This is a genomic window from Streptomyces sp. LN549, from assembly GCF_043203805.1.
Classification (GTDB): Bacteria; Actinomycetota; Actinomycetes; order Streptomycetales; family Streptomycetaceae; genus Streptomyces.
On sequence record NZ_JAZHRI010000002.1, the window covers coordinates 2,584,428 to 2,600,116 of the forward strand.

The following is a 15,689-nucleotide window of genomic DNA, read 5'->3' on the forward strand; positions in this document are numbered from 1 at the left end:
GTCAGCCGGTGGTGCAGCCGCTGTCCGCGATCACGAAGTACCCGGTGGGTGACTCCTTCAGGGTGTGGGTGACGAAGACGTTGTACAGGCCCATGTTCTGGTTCGAGCCGTTGGCGTAGACGTACCCGCCGGTCGTGTGGGCCCTGCCCGCTGTCACGTGCGCGTAGTTGGTCGCGGTGGAGCACTTGGCGGGCGTGCCGCCGCCGGTGGTGGTGGTCGCCGTCACCTGGACCGAGGCGGTCCCGGCCGTGCCTGCCGCGTCGACCGCCGACACCGTGTAGCGGTAGGCGGTCCCGGCAGTGAGTCCGGTGTCCGTGTACGTCGTGGCGGTGGGCGAGGCGACCTTCGTGCCGTTGCGGTGGACCGCGTACGAGGCCGCGCCCTCGACCGCGTTCCAGGACAGGGCGGCGGTGGTGTCCGTGGTGCCGGTGACGGTCACGCCCGCGGGTGCGGGAAGCTGGTCGCCGCCCCCGCCGGGGGTTCCGCCGTCCAGGCCCCAGAAGACGCCCGTGTAGTACGTCGAGCAGATGGTGTTCAGGAAGTACGCGGCCGTCTTCCCGCACTGCTGGTCGCCCGTCCCGGGGCTCACGGGAAGGCCGTGACCCATGCCGGACACGGAGTACGTCTCCACCGCCGGGTTGCCCGAGGCGTCGTCGTAGACGCTGCGGGTGGTGTTCCCGGGCAGGGTGTCGGTGGACGACGGGGTCTGGCCGATGCCCCAGACGTCCGTCCACTGGTCGCGCAGCGCCGTGGCGTTCGCCGGGTACACGGTGTAGTCCGAGGTGCCCTGCCAGATCGCCACGCGGGGCCACGGGCCGGTGTACCCCGGATAGGCGGCGCGGACCTTGTCCCCCCACTGCGCGGGCGTCAGCTTCTGCGGGCCCGTCTGGCAGCCCGACGCGGCCGCCTGGCTCGTCGCGCACTGGGCGGGCAGGCCCGAGGCCACCGAACCGCCCGCGAACACGTCCGGGTAGGCGGCCAGCAGGTCCGCGGTCATGCCGCCGCCCGCCGAGAGACCGGTGACGTACACCCGGCGGCCGTCGGAGCCGTAGTTCTGCTTCGCGTAGTCGACCATCTGCACGACGGACGCGGCCTCGCCCTTGCCGCGGGTGTCCTCGGCCGGGTCGAACCAGCCGAAGCAGGAGAGCGAGTTGTTCGCGGACGTGGTCTGCGGGAAGACGACGGCGAAGCCCCACTTGTCGGCGAACTCCGGCCAGCCGGAGTTGGTGTAGTACGCGGAGGCCGTCTGGGTGCAGCCGTGCAGGGCGACGACCAGGGGCGCGTTCGCGGGGAGGCCGGCGGGCGTGTAGGCGTACATCTGCAGATTGCCGGGGTTGGAGCCGAAGCCGGTGACCTGCTGGAGGCCGCCGGCGGCAGCGGCGGCCGGCTGTGCGGCGGTGGTGGTGCTCAGCGTCGCGGCGAGCAGGCCGAGGACGGCCGTGGACGCGACGCGGCGGATCAGGCGTCTCAGGATCGGTGGGCGCACGGGTGCCTCCCTGGTCGGTACGTGTGAAGGATCGGGTTGCTGCCGGAACCTACGAGCAGCGCATCGGGACGCCCATGTGGCAGGCGGACACCGGCGGGTGCCGGGTGTGTGCGGCCGGTCCCTTGTGCGGTCCGGGGGCCCTGCGGCGGGGCGGCCCGGCGCGGGGCGGCACCATGTACGCCGCCACCATGCCGGGGCAGGAGGGTGTGTGTACCGGCCCCGTGTGACACGGGCCGCCGCGTACCTACGGTGACGGCCATGGAGACTTCCCGCAGACCGGATCACGATCCCGCCGCCCCCTCCCCCGGCAGCGGATCACCGCAGGTACCCGCTGAACCGCTGCTGGCCGGGCGCACCGCGCTGGTGACCGGTGCGGCGAGCGGCATCGGGCGGGCCTGCGCCCAGGCGCTGGCCGCGGCGGGCGCCCATGTGCACGTCGTGGACAGGTCCGGCGAGGCCGCGAAGAGCCTGGCGGAGGAGATCGGCGGGACGCCCTGGGTGGTCGACCTGTCCGACCCCGCGGTCGTCGACACGCTGCCGGCCGATGTGGACGTCGTGGTCAACAACGCGGGGCTCCAGCACGTCGCGCCCGTCCATGAATTCCCGCCGGACCGGTTCGCCCTGATCCAGCGCGTCATGGTGGAGACCCCGTTCCGCATCTTGCGCCGGACCCTGCCGGGCATGTACGAACGCGGCTGGGGGCGCGTGGTCAACATCTCGTCGGTGCACGGGCTGCGCGCGAGTCCCTACAAGTCGGCCTATGTGACGGCCAAGCACGCACTGGAGGGACTGAGCAAGGTGGTGGCGCTCGAAGCGGCGGAGCACGGGGTGACGAGCAACTGCGTCAGCCCCGGTTACGTACGCACGCCCCTGGTCGAGAACCAGATCGCCGACCAGGCGCGGACGCACGGCATCTCGGAGGAGGACGTGGTGGGGCGGGTGATGCTGGAGCGCAGCGCGATCAAGCGGCTGATCGAGCCGGCGGACGTCGCCGAGGCGGTTCTGTGGCTGTGCGGACCGCGCACCGGGCACATCACGGGCACCTCGCTCTCCATGGACGGCGGCTGGACCGCGAACTGACCGGCCGCTCCCCGATTCCCCCGCCTACGAACGCTGGACGCCATGTCTGAACCGCTCCCCTCCGCCGCACCCCACCTCCGGCATCTGTTCGACCTGCTGGCCGACGACGCGCCCGCCGAGGCGCTGGGGGCGGTCCTGTCGACGGCACGGGCCGACGGTGTGCCCGCCGAGGAGCTCGCCGAGGTGGAGCGGGCCACGGCCACCGCGCTGCGGATCAGGGGCGCCCTGCGTCAGCACCGGCGCCGGGAGCTCCAGCTCACCGCGCTGTTCGACACGGCGGGCGATCTGGCGGCCTCCCGTGATCTGGACGACGTACTGAAGGCGATCGTGCGGCGGGCCAGGATGCTGCTGGGCACGGACACCGCCTACCTCACGCTTCCGGACGAGGAGGCGGGCGACACCTACATGCGGGTGACCGACGGGTCGGTGTCGGTGCTCTTCCAGCGCCTGCGCCTGGAGCTCGGCGAGGGGCTCGGCGGCCTGGTGGCGCAGACGGCGAGCCCGTACGCGACGCCGGACTACCGCACCGACGACCGCTTCCGCCACACCCGCAACATCAACGCCGGGGTCCTGGACGAGGGTCTGGTCGCCATCCTGGGCGTGCCCCTGCTCCTCGGCTCCAGCCGCGGCGGTACGGGAAAGGTGATCGGCGTCCTCTTCGCGGCCGACCGCGCCCCGCGGGTCTTCAGCCCCGACGAGGTGGCCCTCCTCTGCTCACTGGCCGCACACGCCGCGATCGCCATCGACACGGCCCGCGCGCTGGCCGACACCACCGCGGCCCTCGCCGAACTGGCGGAGGCGAACGCGGAGCTGGCCGAGGCCAACGCCTCCGTACGGGCGCACTCGGCCGCCATGCAGCGGGCCGAGGAGTCCCACGACCGGCTGACGGACCTGGTGCTGCGGGGCAGGGACGTCAAGGACGTGGCGGCGGCCGTCGCCGGGCTGCTCGACTCCCCGCTGACCATTCACGACCCGGGCGGCCGTCCGCTGGCCGCCGTACGCCCCGACGGAACGGGCTTCGCCGCCGACAGCATGGACGCCGGGTGGCTGGCGGAGGCGGCCGAGGAATCCCGTACGGGAGCGCGTGCCGTGCACCGGGACGGCAGGGTGGTCTGCGCCGTACTCGCCGGGCAGGAGCTGCTGGCCGGGCTGGTGCTGCACCGCGGCCGGCCGTTGGACGACTCCGACCGCCGGCTGTTCGAACGGGCGGCGGTGGTCACCGGGCTGCTCCTGCTGCTGCGGCGCACGGTGGCCGAGACGGAGAACCGGATACGCGGCGAGCTGATCGCCGACCTGCTGACGGACACCGGCCGCGACCCGGCGGGGCTGGCCGAGCGCGGCCGCCGCCTGGGCATCGACCTGGACCGCCCGCATCTGCTGCTGGTCGCGGAGACGGGGGCGCGGGAGCGGCTGGCACCGGCCGCCATGCGCTATCTGTTCGGCGGGGACATCCACGGGGTGAGCGCCGAACACGCGGGTGCGGTGGTGCTGTTGATCGAGGGCGAGGCGATGGCCGCGGGCCCGGCGGCCCGTTCGGCGGCGGCCCAGCTGAGCCAGCTGGCGCAGACCCCCGTCACCGTGGCCGCCGCCGGCCCCGCCCGGGGCCCCCGGGAGCTGGCCGAGGCATACGCAGAGGCGGCGCGCTGCCTGCGGGCGATGCGGGTGCTGGGGCGTACGGGCGAGGGCGCGTGCGTGGAGGAACTCGGCTTCCTGGGCGTGGTCCTGGGCAACGCGCAGGACGTCGACGGCTTCGTGACGGCGGCGCTCGGTCCCCTGCTGGAGTACGACGCGCAGCGCGGCACCCATCTGGTGCGGACGTTGGGCGCGTACTTCGGCGCGGGCGGCAGCCTGATCCGGGCCAAGGACGAGCTGCACGTGCACGTGAACACGGTGGTGCAGCGGCTGGACCGCATCCAGGTGCTGCTGGGCCGCGACTGGAACGAGCCGGACCGGGCACTGGAGCTGCAACTTGCGCTGCGCCTGCACCTGTTGTCGGGCCACCGCCCCTGACCGGCCGCACGCGCCCCGCTTTGCACCAGCCGCCAGGTGCGGCTGACTCCCGTCGGAGAGTGGCTGCTCCAGCGGCTGCGCAGACCGGCGTCGTCACCTCCCCCTCCACGATGCCCCGCCCGTCCAGTGGGCCCTGATCCGGCGCACGGACCGCGAGACCCCGCTGGTACGCGCACTCGTCGAGGCGGCAGGGGAGCACGGGGAGAAGTAGCTCTCCGCGGCCGGCCTCCGAACGCGTTCGTCATCGCTGCCGGCGGTCGTCATGGGGGCGTCGGAGCGTCGTCGGTCGCTTCCGGGACGAAGCCGCACCCCTGGGCGCCGCATTCGGCCTGATGGTCTCGCCCCAGAGGTGGGTGCCCCGCTCGGTGGAGCGGACGCGGTGGACGAGTCGCACGTCATTCCGTTCCGCCCGCCGGCGAGGACCGGCGCCTCCGCGGACGCGGCAGGCCGGAGTGCGGCCCCCAAAGGACGCGGCAGACGGTGGCGCGCCCCACGGGGGGCGCCACCATCACTTCGGCAGCCGGGCGTCCGGCACAACCGCTGAGTGCTTCCACCCGGCGAGCGTACCGACTGGCCCCCGTCACAGGGAGGCCTCGCGGACCACACCCGCCCCTCTCAGTCCTCCGGGGGAAACACCACCTCTCCCGAGTCGGCCAGCGCGACCGTGATGGCCTCGACCGGGCATCCCTCGGCGGCGGCGAGGATGCGTTCGTTGGCGTCGGTCTCCGGGTCCGCGGGGTGGGACTGCCGGGCGGTGTCCAGCCGGAACCCGTCCGGTGCGTGGTTCACGCACATCCCCGACCCGATGCAGACGCCCCGGTCGACCTCGACGCTCCAGCGGTCCCCCATCAGACCTCGCCTCCGTACCCGGCGGGCAGGTGGATCATCTTGTGCTCGAAGTACTCCCCGTACCCCTCGGGCCCGAACTCGCGGCCGAGACCGGAGTTCTTGTAGCCGCCGAACGGGCCGAGCATGTCGAGACTGAAGGTGTTCACGCTGTACGTACCGGTCCTGACCCGGCGGGCGATGTCGATGCCGCGCTCGGTGTCGGCGGTCCAGACGCTGCCGCTGAGCCCGTACTCGGAGTCGTTGGCGATCTTCACGGCCTCGTCCTCGTCGCCGTACGGCAGCAGGCAGATGACCGGCCCGAAGATCTCCTCGCGGGCGATGCGCATGGAGTTGTCGACGTCACCGAAGAGCGTCGGCTCGACGTACCAGCCGCGCTCCTGGGATGCCGGGCGCCCGCCCCCGGTCAGGACCTTGGCGCCCTCCTCCTGGCCGATCCGGATGTAGTCGAGGGAGCGCTGCTGCTGGCGCTGCGCGACGAGCGGTCCGAGTTCGGTGGCGGGGTCGAGGGGGTCGCCGACCTTGAGCGCACCGGCGGCGGCGGCGAAGGCCTCGGCGGTCTCCTCGTACCGGGATCGCGGTACGAGGATGCGGGTCTGGGCCACGCAGGCCTGCCCGTTGATCATCCAGGCGAAGGGCACGATTCCGGCGACGGCGGCCGCAAGGTCGGCGTCGGGGAGGATCACGGCGGCGGACTTCCCGCCGAGCTCCAGGGTGACGCGGGTGAGGTTGCGCGAGGCGACCTCCATGACGCGCCGGCCGGCGGCGACGGACCCGGTGAACGAGACCTTGTCGACACCGGGATGCCCCACGAGGTACTCACTCACCTCGCGGTCGGCGGGCAGGATCGACAGCACTCCCTCGGGCAGCCCGGCCTCCGCGACGATCTCCGCCAGGATGTAGGCGTCGAGCGGCGATTCGGGCGACACCTTGAGGACGGCCGAGCACCCGGCGAGCAGCGCTGGCGCGAGTTTGGCGGCGGCGGTGAACTGGGGCACGTTCCAGGGCACGACGGCCGCGACGACCCCGACCGGCTCCCGGCGCACGAGCAGCGGCCCGAGAGCCCCGTCGCGTCGTTCCTCGTACGGGAAGGTGCGGGCGACCGTGATGGCCGCGTCCCACACCATCATCGCCGCGAGGGCCTGCACCATGACGCTGGAGGTGTAGGGGGTGCCGTTCTCCGAGCTGATGACCCGGGCGATCTCCTCGTACCGCACGGCGAACGCGTCCTTGATCCGTGTGACGACGGCGATGCGCTCGTCCAGCGTCATCCGCGGCCAGGGCCCGTGGTCGAACGCCTGCCGGGCGGCGGCGACGGCCCGGTCCACGTCCCCCTCGGCGGCATGCGGCACGCGGCCGATGACCTGCTCGGTGTGCGGGGAGATGACCTCGATGACATCCCGCCCGAGCGGATCGACCAACTCCCCGCCGATGAACAGTTTTCCGTGTTCGACAAGCTCGCTCATGGCTGCTGCCTCCCGCGACGCGGCACGTGACCCGACTCGTTGACTGGCTCTGCATCCGGATTCTGCACCCGGCACACATCTGACTGCGTGTCAGAACTGATACCAGTTCCAGTTCCAGGAGTCCACGGCTGGGACAACGACTGCCGAACCTTCCCTGCGCGGCGAAGGAGGCACGCTCCGCGGCCACCCTCCCGCGACACCCCTCCCCGTGAAGCACCCCGGCCCGGGCGGATCGGATAGTCGACCGGGGCTACCACTGGAACAAGTTCTCGTTACAGTGGACGCGGCGCGTCGTGGCCGTACCCCGCACGCCGCCCAGGCCGCTCGGAGATGGGGAGTCCATGACGCAGGTGATCAACCACGGTGGAGGCGTCCACAGCATCAAGGTCCCCATCCCGGACAACCCGTTGGGCCACACACTGGTCCACCTCCTCGACACGGACCGGGGCCCCGTCCTGATCGACACCGGCTGGGACGACCCGGAGGCCTGCGACACCCTCACGGCCGGGCTCACCACCGTGGGCGTGGACATCGCCGACATCCACGGCGTGGTCATCACCCACCACCACCCCGACCACCACGGCCTCTCCGGCCAGGTCCGCGAGGTGTCCGGGGCCTGGATCGCGATGCACGCCGCCGACACGGCGATCGTCCGCCGCACCCGCGCGTCGGAGCCGGGCACCTGGCTGACCTACCTCGCGACGAAGCTGGCGACGGTCGGCGCCCCCGAGGACCACATCGCCCCGCTCCTGGCCGCCCGCGAGAAGGGCGGCCGCATGCGCACCCTGCCCGGCCTGCGAGCCGCGATCCCGGACCGCGAGATCGTGCCGGGCGAAATCCTCGACCTGGCGGGCCGCACCCTGCGCGCGATCTGGACCCCGGGCCACACCCCGGGCCACGTCTGCCTGCACCTGGAGGAGGACCACCCGGCCAACCTCCCCGGCCGCGGCCGCCTCTTCTCCGGCGACCACCTGCTCCCCGGCATCAGCCCGCACGTCGGCCTCTACGAGGACCCGGACGACGCCACGGCCACCGACCCGCTGGGCGACTACCTCGACTCGCTGGAACGCATCGGCCGCCTCGGCGTCGCCGAAGTCCTCCCGGCCCACCAGTACGCGTTCGCGGACGCGGCAGGCCGCGTCCGGGAACTCCTGGACCACCACGAGGAACGCCTGACGGGCCTCCTCGCCCTGCTCGCCGAACCTCTCACGCCGTGGCAGCTGGCCGAACGGATGGAGTGGAACCGCCCCTGGGAGCAGATCCCTTACGGGTCCAGGAACATCGCCGTCTCGGAGGCCGAGTCACACCTGCGCCGGCTGGTGAAGCTGGGACGCGCCGAGGCGGTGACGGGAAGCGAGCCGGTGACGTACGTGGCGGTGTGAGGAAGACGTCGGCCGGCGTCACACGACGGCGCCGGTTTCCTCGCGCGGTCCCGCCGGGGCGGCCTCGGGGGCCCGGCCGGCCGACGGAACGGTGGGGCGGGCGTCCGGCTCACCGGCGGGGCCGGTGGCTGCTGCGCGGCGACGCGCCACGAGGGCGGTCGCGATGAGGGCGAGTGCGACGGTCCCGGAGAGCGCGGGCCAGTACACGTAACGGTAGTTGGACTCGGGAGCCGTGGGCAGGTAGGCGAGGAGGTACAGGAGCGAACTGGCCCCGAGGAGCCGGAGCTCCCGGGTGTACGGGCCGGCCCACCGGCGACGCAGTACCAGCACCAGCGAGACGGCCAGCCAGAACCAGCCCTGGAAGAGCATCGGCAGGTCGCGGGCGAAACCGGTCACGTAGTTCTGCAGAGCGAACCGCAGCGTGTCGTTCAGCGGCTGCTTGCGCACCTCGGGGTGCAGCCGGGCACCGGCATTGACGCGGGTGCCGTTCCAGAAGGTCTGATTGCTCCGGAAGAGCAGCTTGGTGAAGACCCGGGCCCGGTACTCGGCGTAGCCCTTCCAGTGCTTCGGCATCTGCTGCGTCCACATCCGGACGATGACGTCGGCGCGCTGATCCAGATACGTCACATCGAACGGCCGGCGCTGCGGGAAGCACTGCAGGTACCCGTCCGAGGTGATGTGCCGCTTCTGGCAGGTGACGGCGGCGGTGACCATTCGGTCCCGCAAGTCCGCGTCCGCACCCGCCTGTTCGGCGGCGGCGCGCACCTGGTCCGGGGTGAGTACGTGGACGAGGTCGTCCACCGGAATCACCGCGTACACGCGCGTGGCCAACGGGGCGGTGGCCGCGTCCACCGCGGCGCTGCCGCCCATCACGACGGCGACGAAGACACCGGCGGCGGCCAGCCAACGACGCCGGCCCGGGGCCGGCCACGCCGCGAGGACCAGCAGGGCGAAGACCGGGATCGCGGCGGGAACGCCGTTCTTCCGCACGAGGGCGGCGTACGTGAGGAGCAGCAGCCCCAGCACGAGCAGGGCCCAGCGGGTCTTGACCCGCCCCTGTGGCAGGTCACGCACGGTCAGCGCGATCGCGAAGACCGCGAGGAGCGCGTACGCCAGGTGCACGTCCTTCCACACCACCCCCGTGAGGTTCATGATGTGCGGCGCGAAGCCGACGGCCAGCACCGCGAGGGAGAGCCCACGGCTGCCGGTCCGCTTCCACACCAGCCGGGCGAGGACCCACAACGTCCCCCACAGCGCGGCGGCCTGCAGGGCGGCCATGGTGGAGAAGTCCCCCGTGATCCGGATGAGGATCCGCCACGCGAGCGCCATCACCGGCGGATGCCAGTCGTTCACCGGCTCGTCGCCGAGCGCCTGCCCCAGCTGGGTGTTGCTGTCCGAGCTGAGGTATCCGGGGTGAAAGACGGTGGCCACGGCGTAGCCGCAGGCCGCCGCGATGACCGCCAGGCACCACGGCCACGCCGTGCCGTCCTTCCAGGCTCTGCGCAGTGCGGTGGTCCACCGGTCGACGGTTCCGGACATAGGGGCGGGGCCCTCCCAGCCGATGATGACGGGTCGCGTTGTCGCTCAACTGTGAGCTGAGAGAAAACAGTTCGCGGACAGCATGGCGGGAATCTACGGGTAACGGACGACAGAGAACAAACCGGAACGATTATTCACCTGAACGGCCAGGAGGGGTGGGCCGGCATGCCGGGCCGGGCCTGCTCACCAGGGGCGGACGATGGTGTTGGTGTCCAGGGTTACGGAGCCGTCGCGGGCCAGGGTCTGGCCGCTTACGGTCACGCCCGCGTTCACCGTGATCGAGACCGCGGCGAGGATCCTGCCGACGAATGCGGTGTCGGTGCCCAGGGTGGCTGAACTACCCACCTGCCAGATGACGTTGCGGGCCATGGCGCCATTGGAGAGGAGTACGCGGCTTGCGGTCGCCGTCGTCAGGGTCGACCCGATCTGGAAGATCCACTCGGCGTTGCGGTCGCCCTGGGCATCCAGCGTGAGCGTGCCGGTGAGCCCGATGGAAGAGGCCGCGTTGTAGACGCCTGGGGCCAGCGTCAGGCCGCCTAGGTCTCCGGGGACGCCGGCGTCCGGGATCCGGCCTGCCGCGTTGTCGTACGTCGCGACCAGATCGGCGTGGGCCTGGACGGCGGCCGCATCCGAGATGTGAATGGTCCCGTTGACCTGACCGGGCGGGAACCCGGTGACGGACACCCCCGGACTCACTCCCAGGTCTCCGGTGACGCCGGACAGGCCCGTGCTGGTGACCGACTGCCCGCCCAGCACCGCGAAGCGTCCCAGATACGTGTAGGCGCCCGAGGCGGTGGTGGTGCCGCCCAGGGTGGTGATGGAGACATCGGCGGGGCCGAGCGCTCCGGCTGGTACCAGGGCGTCGATCTCGGTGTCCGAGGCGATCCGGTAAGAGATGACGGGTGTGCCGCCGATGGAGACGCTGGTGGCGTAGGAGAACGCGGTCCCGATGATGACGACCAGATTGCCGCCGTCCACCGAGCCCGAGTCCGGGGTGACGGCGGTGATCGAAGGCGGGCCGAGGTAGGTGTAGGTGACTCCGCCGGCGATTCCGCCCCTGGTGCGTACGGTGACCGCCACCGGGCCGACGGAGAGCGCCGCGGGGACGGTCACGGTGAGCCGGCCGTCGGAGTCGACGGTGAATCCGGCGGCCTGGGTGCCGAACCGGATCTCGCTCGTGGTGTAGAGGCCGAGGCCGGCGAGCGTCACCGTGTTGCCGCCCGCCAGGGGCCCCGCAGAGGGCGGAAGAACAAGAAAGGAGGGCGGCGGCAGGTAGTAGAAGGTGCCGACAACTCCCGTTCCTCCCGCGGTCGTCACGGAGACGGGCACGGGGCCGTGGCCCGAGGGGGTGATGGTGGCGGTGGTGGTGTCGCTGACGACCGTGAAGCTCGCAGCCTGGCGGGAGCCGTAGCGCACGCCGACGGTACCGGTGAAGTGACTGCCGCCGAGGGTCACCGCGTCACCGCCACCGGTGGATCCCTGGTCAGGTGAAACCGCCATCGAGGACTCCTTGAATCCATCGGGTGGCACGCAGGGAGCAATTCGGGCCGGTCTCCGTGGACCACCACTGGTGTTCGTTACGCAAAGTAGCCCACTGACGAAAGGCCGCGGCAATGGCCAGGACGCCGTTTCACCCGAACGGGGAGAACCTGGCGGCCGGGGCCTGCGAGGGCGAGTGCCCGGGGCGGATGATTTCCGAGTTCACCGAGCGGCTCGGACGGGAAGCGGGCCGGGCCAACCCCAAATCCCCCAGTAATACGAAATTAATAACAGCTATTCATACATGCGCCGTTGGGTACCGCCCTTCACCCCCCGGAGCGCTCGACCAAATGGCTGGCATCCGGTCAGCGACCTTGTGGTCTTGCCACCCGAATGGGTTACTCAGGGTGTCCGTTTCGGCAGATGTGTGACATTTCGAACGATGCGAGTAGATCGCTGATCCAGCGCCGGCCGGCGCCGGACTCGCGGTGTACCTCGATGGCCCCGCATATCAGGCAGGCGGCCACCACCGCCAAGTACACGCCATTGCAGGGCCACCGGAATTACCACCTGGCCAGTGGACACGAGAGACAGCTCGCATCCGATCGAGGCGTCCGCATATCCGAACACCCCATCACTGCTCAGCAATGTACCGCATTGCGAGCGAGGAGGAATCCCTCATGCCAATCAGCCCGAACCAGGGATCAAGTGGCGGCGGAACACTCGTCACCATCACCGGTACCGGCCTCAGCGGCACCACCGCGGTGCGCTTCGGCACCCGGTCCGCCACCGCCGTCACCAACGTCACACCCACCCAGGTAACCGCCGTCTCCCCCTCGGGTAACGGGGCGGTAGGCGTCACCGTGACCACGCCGGGAGGAACGAGCAACCCCATCCCGTTCTACTACGTCGGGGCGCCGTTCAAGCAGTCCCTGAGCCCGGCCTCCGGGTCGACGGCGGGCGGCGGGACCGTCACCATCAACGGCACCGGCCTGTCCACTGCCAGCAGCGTCGCCTTCGGCGCCAACACAGCGGTGCCGACGATCGTGTCCGACGGCCAGATCACGGTCGCCGCACCGGCCGGCGCCGCGGGATCGGTGGGAGTCAGTGTCACCACGGCGGGCGGCACCAACAACGGGCTCTCGTACACCTACGTCGCCGTCCCGACGGTGACGACGGTCACCCCCGCGTCGGGACCGACGACGGGCGGGACGACGGTGACGGTGGCCGGTACTGGTCTCACCAGCGCGAACGAGGTGACCTTCGACGGAAACCCCGCGCCGTTCACCGTGCTCTCCGACACCTCGGTGTCGGCGGTCACGCCCCCCGGAGCGGCCGGCACCGTCGACGTCGTCGTGACCAATGACGCAGGCAGCGCGACCGCCGTGGACGCGTACACCTACCTCGCGGGTCCCGGCATCTGACCGTGCCTCAAAGCGCCGGTCGCCGCCGCCGGCGGCGGCGACCGGCGTCCCACCCGAAGCGGACGCGCCGACCACACAGGGCGCCGTGCCCGCCTCCCCAGCCCCGGTCCGGGAAGTCATCCCGGGCCGGGCAGCCCGACCCGTCCGGCCAGGCGCCAGGACCCCACCCGGCTGCGAGCGTTCCTCCCGGCCGGTCCGGGCTGAGTGACGGGTCGCGGCGGGGGAATCCGATCAGTAACCTGCCGCCCTCCTCCGGGCGGAGCCACACCCTACGGAGACACCGTGCAAAACAGTGAACCCGCGACGCAAGGAGTACGGCCCAGCGCAGTCGCTGCCGCCGCCGTCCTCAGTTCAGTGGTACCCAACACCGGCCCCGCGGCAGGCGGCAGCACGGTCACGTTGAACGGCAGCAGCTTCACCGGAACCACCGCGGTCACCTTCGGCACCACTTCGGCTCTCAGCTACACGGTCGACACCTCCACGAAGATCACTGCTGTGACACCGTCCGGCACCGGCACCGTCCCGGTCACCGTGAAGACCCCCGGCGGGACGAGCAACTCGGTCACCTACACCTACGCGGCCACTCCGGCCCTCACCACCGTTTCCCCCAGCCAGGGCCCGTCCTCGGGCGCCACCACCGTCACGCTCACCGGCACCGGCCTGACCGGAGCCACCGCGGTCACCTTCGGCGGCAACCCCGCCACCAGCTACACCGTCAACTCCGCCACCCAGATCACCGCCGTCACACCCGCCGGAACAGGAGCAGTACCCGTCACCGTCACCACCATCGGCGGCACCACCGGCCCCGTCTACTTCTTCTACCTGAACGCCCCCGCCCTCCTCCCCGTCTCCCCCAGCCAGGGCCCGTCCTCGGGCGCCACCACCGTCACACTCACCGGCACCGGCCTGACCGGAGCCACCGCGGTCACCTTCGGCGGCAACCCCGCCACCAGCTACACCGTCAACTCCGCCACCCAGATCACCGCCGTCACACCCGCCGGAACAGGAGCAGTACCCGTCACCGTCACCGCTCCGGGCGGTACCAGCAACACCGTCGTCTACACCTACGTGACCGCACCGGTCCTCACCGCCCTCTCCCCCAACCAGGGGCCCACGGACACAGGGGCCGGCATCACCCTCACCGGCACCGCCCTGACCACCACCGGCACCGTCTCCTTCGGTGCCACCCCCGCCGCCTTCACCGTGCTGTCCGACACCACCGTCGTCGCCCAAGCGCCGGCGGGACCGGCAGGGCCCGTCTCCGTCAACGTCACCACCGCAGGCGGCATCAGCAACTCCCGTACCTACACCCGCCTGTCACCCCCGGGGATCTAGGCGAACCCAAAGGTGCCGCAGGGCGGGCCCCGCCCATCCGGAGGAACCATCCCAGCCAAATCACTGATCGTTATGATTTGTCACGTAGTGTCATGTTCGTACTCTAATGTGCGGATCTCGGGGCGGCACATAAGCCTCGGCATGCGACCGATCAAGGAGCCGAAACAATGACACGCTGGCAAGATCGGGCAGCCTGGAAGCTGACCCCCCTCGTCGCCATGGCCGCCGTGGTGGCCCTGGCCTCACCGGCAGCGGCAGCGCAGTCGACGACCACGACCCAGGCCTCGCCCTCAGCCGCGACAATCGGGCAGGTGGTGAATCTGACCGCGACGGTGACCTGCGCAGGCGATCCCAGCGGCGGCCTCGGCATGACGTTCTTCGACGGCGAAGACATTCTGGACACCGTGCCCGTCACCGTCGGCGGGGCCGCTGCCTACTCTGCCACCCTGGCCACCGTAGGCACACACACGATCACCGCCGCGTACAACGGCAACGGCAACTGCAGCGCTTCGAACGCCGAGACGACGGTGGTGATGTCAGCAGCGCCGGTACCCCCGACGCCGCCGACCGGATTCTGCCTCCTGGCCTGCGGCGGCCTGATCAACTTCAACGTCGGCGACATCCACAACGAGGTCACCATTGACCGCGCCTACTCGGCGAGGGCCCGCGAAGCCGCCACCCTGTAACCGTGCGTGACAATCGTGGCGGTGGGCGACTCTCACGCCAGGTCATCGCCGCGGGCAAGGGCAATCAAGGTTCCCCTTTGCGGTTCCAGCCGGTGGTCGCGTAACCGGCCGCCACCAGGGCACGCGCGAGTGCGCTGCCGCTCCCTCTCGTGTCTGCCCTTCGGCCCGGTCCTCGACTCAGCCCGTAGAGTCGACCAGTACGGACTCACTGGCCGGGTACTGACCCGCGGGTAACTGCCTCTTGGAGGGCGGATGGCGACGGCAGCGCGACGTGGGCCCTGTTCCTGTGACATCGACGCGGCGATGGACCTGGTCACCGCCAGGTGGAAGTCGCTCATCCGCCGGGAGCTGAACGATCAGGTCTCCCTGTGATCACAGAGCGCCGCGATGAGCCGGCCGTCCTGGACGCCATGGAGCTGACAGCCGATCCACAACTGGCAGGCGGGTTCGCGAAGTCGGCCCACCGGATCCTGTCGGCCCTCGTCGCCGGCGGTGCCGCGCTGGGCTGGGTCGAGCCGCCCTCGCCGGACGAGGTGGCGGAGCTGCTCGATGACGTCTTCTCCGCGGTACGGGCGGGGGACGCGGCGCTGCGTGCCGCGTACCTCGACCGCGAGCTTGCCGGGTTCGGGTACTGGCGCCGATACGCCCGGCCCACTCATCGGCCGCACGCGGATCTGGAGAAGGTCGCGGTGGACGGGGCCGCTCACGGTCGCGGTGTCGGCAGGGCCCTGACCGCCGCACTGATCGCCGATGCCCGGGCACGGGACATCGAGGTCCTCACCCTGGACGCCCGGGGCGACAACACCCCTGCCCTGCGCCTGTACCGGTCGCTGGGCTTCACCGAGTACGGCCGGCTGCCCGACTTTGTGGCGGTCGGCGAAGCCCGGTACGACAAGGTCTTCTGCATGCTGGACCTCCGTCGACAGGGCTGACCGCCGACGGACGGGGACAGGGGA

12 protein-coding genes are annotated in these 15,689 nt (G+C 71.2%); 7 read left to right on the plus strand and 5 right to left on the minus strand.

The annotated features are described in order from the left end of the window. Position 1: 1 nt before the first annotated feature. Positions 2 to 1,486, minus strand: a complete 1,485-nt coding sequence (locus tag SH922_RS11395; RefSeq protein WP_393057542.1) for a PHB depolymerase family esterase — start codon at positions 1,484 to 1,486, stop codon at positions 2 to 4. A gap of 258 nt (positions 1,487 to 1,744) precedes the next feature. Here SH922_RS11395 and SH922_RS11400 point away from each other — a divergent pair, with 258 nt between their 5' ends. Further along, positions 1,745 to 2,566, plus strand: coding sequence for a 3-hydroxybutyrate dehydrogenase (locus SH922_RS11400; protein WP_393057544.1), 822 nt, complete (start codon positions 1,745 to 1,747; stop codon positions 2,564 to 2,566). 42 nt (positions 2,567 to 2,608) lie between these two features. Then, positions 2,609 to 4,576 (plus strand): helix-turn-helix domain-containing protein, encoded by a 1,968-nt coding sequence (locus SH922_RS11405; protein ID WP_393057546.1) that lies wholly within the window; start codon positions 2,609 to 2,611, stop codon positions 4,574 to 4,576. A gap of 615 nt (positions 4,577 to 5,191) precedes the next feature. Here the strand turns inward: SH922_RS11405 and SH922_RS11410 are convergent. Next, positions 5,192 to 5,425 carry a ferredoxin gene (locus SH922_RS11410; RefSeq protein WP_393057548.1) on the minus strand — a complete coding sequence of 78 codons (234 nt, stop codon included), beginning with the start codon at positions 5,423 to 5,425 and terminating at the stop codon, positions 5,192 to 5,194. After that, on the minus strand, positions 5,425 to 6,888 hold the full coding sequence (locus tag SH922_RS11415) for an aldehyde dehydrogenase (RefSeq protein WP_393057550.1): 1,464 nt from the start codon (positions 6,886 to 6,888) through the stop codon (positions 5,425 to 5,427). Before SH922_RS11415 ends, SH922_RS11410 begins: the two co-directional genes overlap by 1 nt. A 341-nt stretch (positions 6,889 to 7,229) precedes the next feature. On the opposite strand from SH922_RS11415, the gene SH922_RS11420 reads away from it, so the two are divergent. Continuing rightward, positions 7,230 to 8,270 carry an MBL fold metallo-hydrolase gene (locus tag SH922_RS11420; RefSeq protein ID WP_393057552.1) on the plus strand — a complete coding sequence of 347 codons (1,041 nt, stop codon included), beginning with the start codon at positions 7,230 to 7,232 and terminating at the stop codon, positions 8,268 to 8,270. An 18-nt stretch (positions 8,271 to 8,288) separates the two neighbouring features. On the opposite strand, the gene SH922_RS11425 is transcribed toward SH922_RS11420, so the two are convergent. Next, positions 8,289 to 9,809, minus strand: coding sequence for a hypothetical protein (locus tag SH922_RS11425; protein WP_393057554.1), 1,521 nt, complete (start codon positions 9,807 to 9,809; stop codon positions 8,289 to 8,291). Between the two features lie 183 nt (positions 9,810 to 9,992). Then, positions 9,993 to 11,309, minus strand: coding sequence for an ice-binding family protein (locus tag SH922_RS11430; protein ID WP_393057556.1), 1,317 nt, complete (start codon positions 11,307 to 11,309; stop codon positions 9,993 to 9,995). Between the two features lie 659 nt (positions 11,310 to 11,968). Here SH922_RS11430 and SH922_RS11435 point away from each other — a divergent pair. The 4 genes from SH922_RS11435 (at position 11,969) to SH922_RS11450 (ending at position 15,665) form a co-directional block, all read left to right on the plus strand. Next, on the plus strand, positions 11,969 to 12,712 hold the full coding sequence (locus SH922_RS11435; protein WP_393057558.1) for an IPT/TIG domain-containing protein: 744 nt from the start codon (positions 11,969 to 11,971) through the stop codon (positions 12,710 to 12,712). Positions 12,713 to 13,066: 354 nt separating this feature from the next. After that, positions 13,067 to 14,047, plus strand: coding sequence for an IPT/TIG domain-containing protein (locus SH922_RS11440; RefSeq protein WP_393063531.1), 981 nt, complete (start codon positions 13,067 to 13,069; stop codon positions 14,045 to 14,047). Between the two features lie 167 nt (positions 14,048 to 14,214). Next, a complete protein-coding gene (locus tag SH922_RS11445; RefSeq protein ID WP_393057560.1) occupies positions 14,215 to 14,733 on the plus strand; it encodes an Ig-like domain-containing protein in 519 nt (172 codons plus the stop codon). A gap of 410 nt (positions 14,734 to 15,143) precedes the next feature. Next, entirely contained in the window at positions 15,144 to 15,665 is a 522-nt protein-coding gene (locus SH922_RS11450; RefSeq protein ID WP_393063532.1) for a GNAT family N-acetyltransferase, read from the plus strand. Positions 15,666 to 15,689 lie beyond the last annotated feature (24 nt).

Bases quoted from the DNA above. Each gene is read 5' to 3' on its own strand.
- SH922_RS11420 (WP_393057552.1), top strand. From the start codon at position 7,230: ATGACGCAGGTGATCAACCACGGTGGAGGCGTCCACAGCATCAAGGTC.
- SH922_RS11450 (WP_393063532.1), top strand. From the start codon at position 15,144: ATGGAGCTGACAGCCGATCCACAACTGGCAGGCGGGTTCGCGAAGTCG.
- SH922_RS11435 (WP_393057558.1), top strand. From the start codon at position 11,969: ATGCCAATCAGCCCGAACCAGGGATCAAGTGGCGGCGGAACACTCGTC.
- SH922_RS11425 (WP_393057554.1), bottom strand. From the start codon at position 9,809: ATGTCCGGAACCGTCGACCGGTGGACCACCGCACTGCGCAGAGCCTGG.
- SH922_RS11415 (WP_393057550.1), bottom strand. From the start codon at position 6,888: ATGAGCGAGCTTGTCGAACACGGAAAACTGTTCATCGGCGGGGAGTTG.
- SH922_RS11445 (WP_393057560.1), top strand. From the start codon at position 14,215: ATGACACGCTGGCAAGATCGGGCAGCCTGGAAGCTGACCCCCCTCGTC.
- SH922_RS11405 (WP_393057546.1), top strand. From the start codon at position 2,609: ATGTCTGAACCGCTCCCCTCCGCCGCACCCCACCTCCGGCATCTGTTC.
- SH922_RS11400 (WP_393057544.1), top strand. From the start codon at position 1,745: ATGGAGACTTCCCGCAGACCGGATCACGATCCCGCCGCCCCCTCCCCC.
- SH922_RS11410 (WP_393057548.1), bottom strand. From the start codon at position 5,425: ATGGGGGACCGCTGGAGCGTCGAGGTCGACCGGGGCGTCTGCATCGGG.
- SH922_RS11430 (WP_393057556.1), bottom strand. From the start codon at position 11,309: ATGGCGGTTTCACCTGACCAGGGATCCACCGGTGGCGGTGACGCGGTG.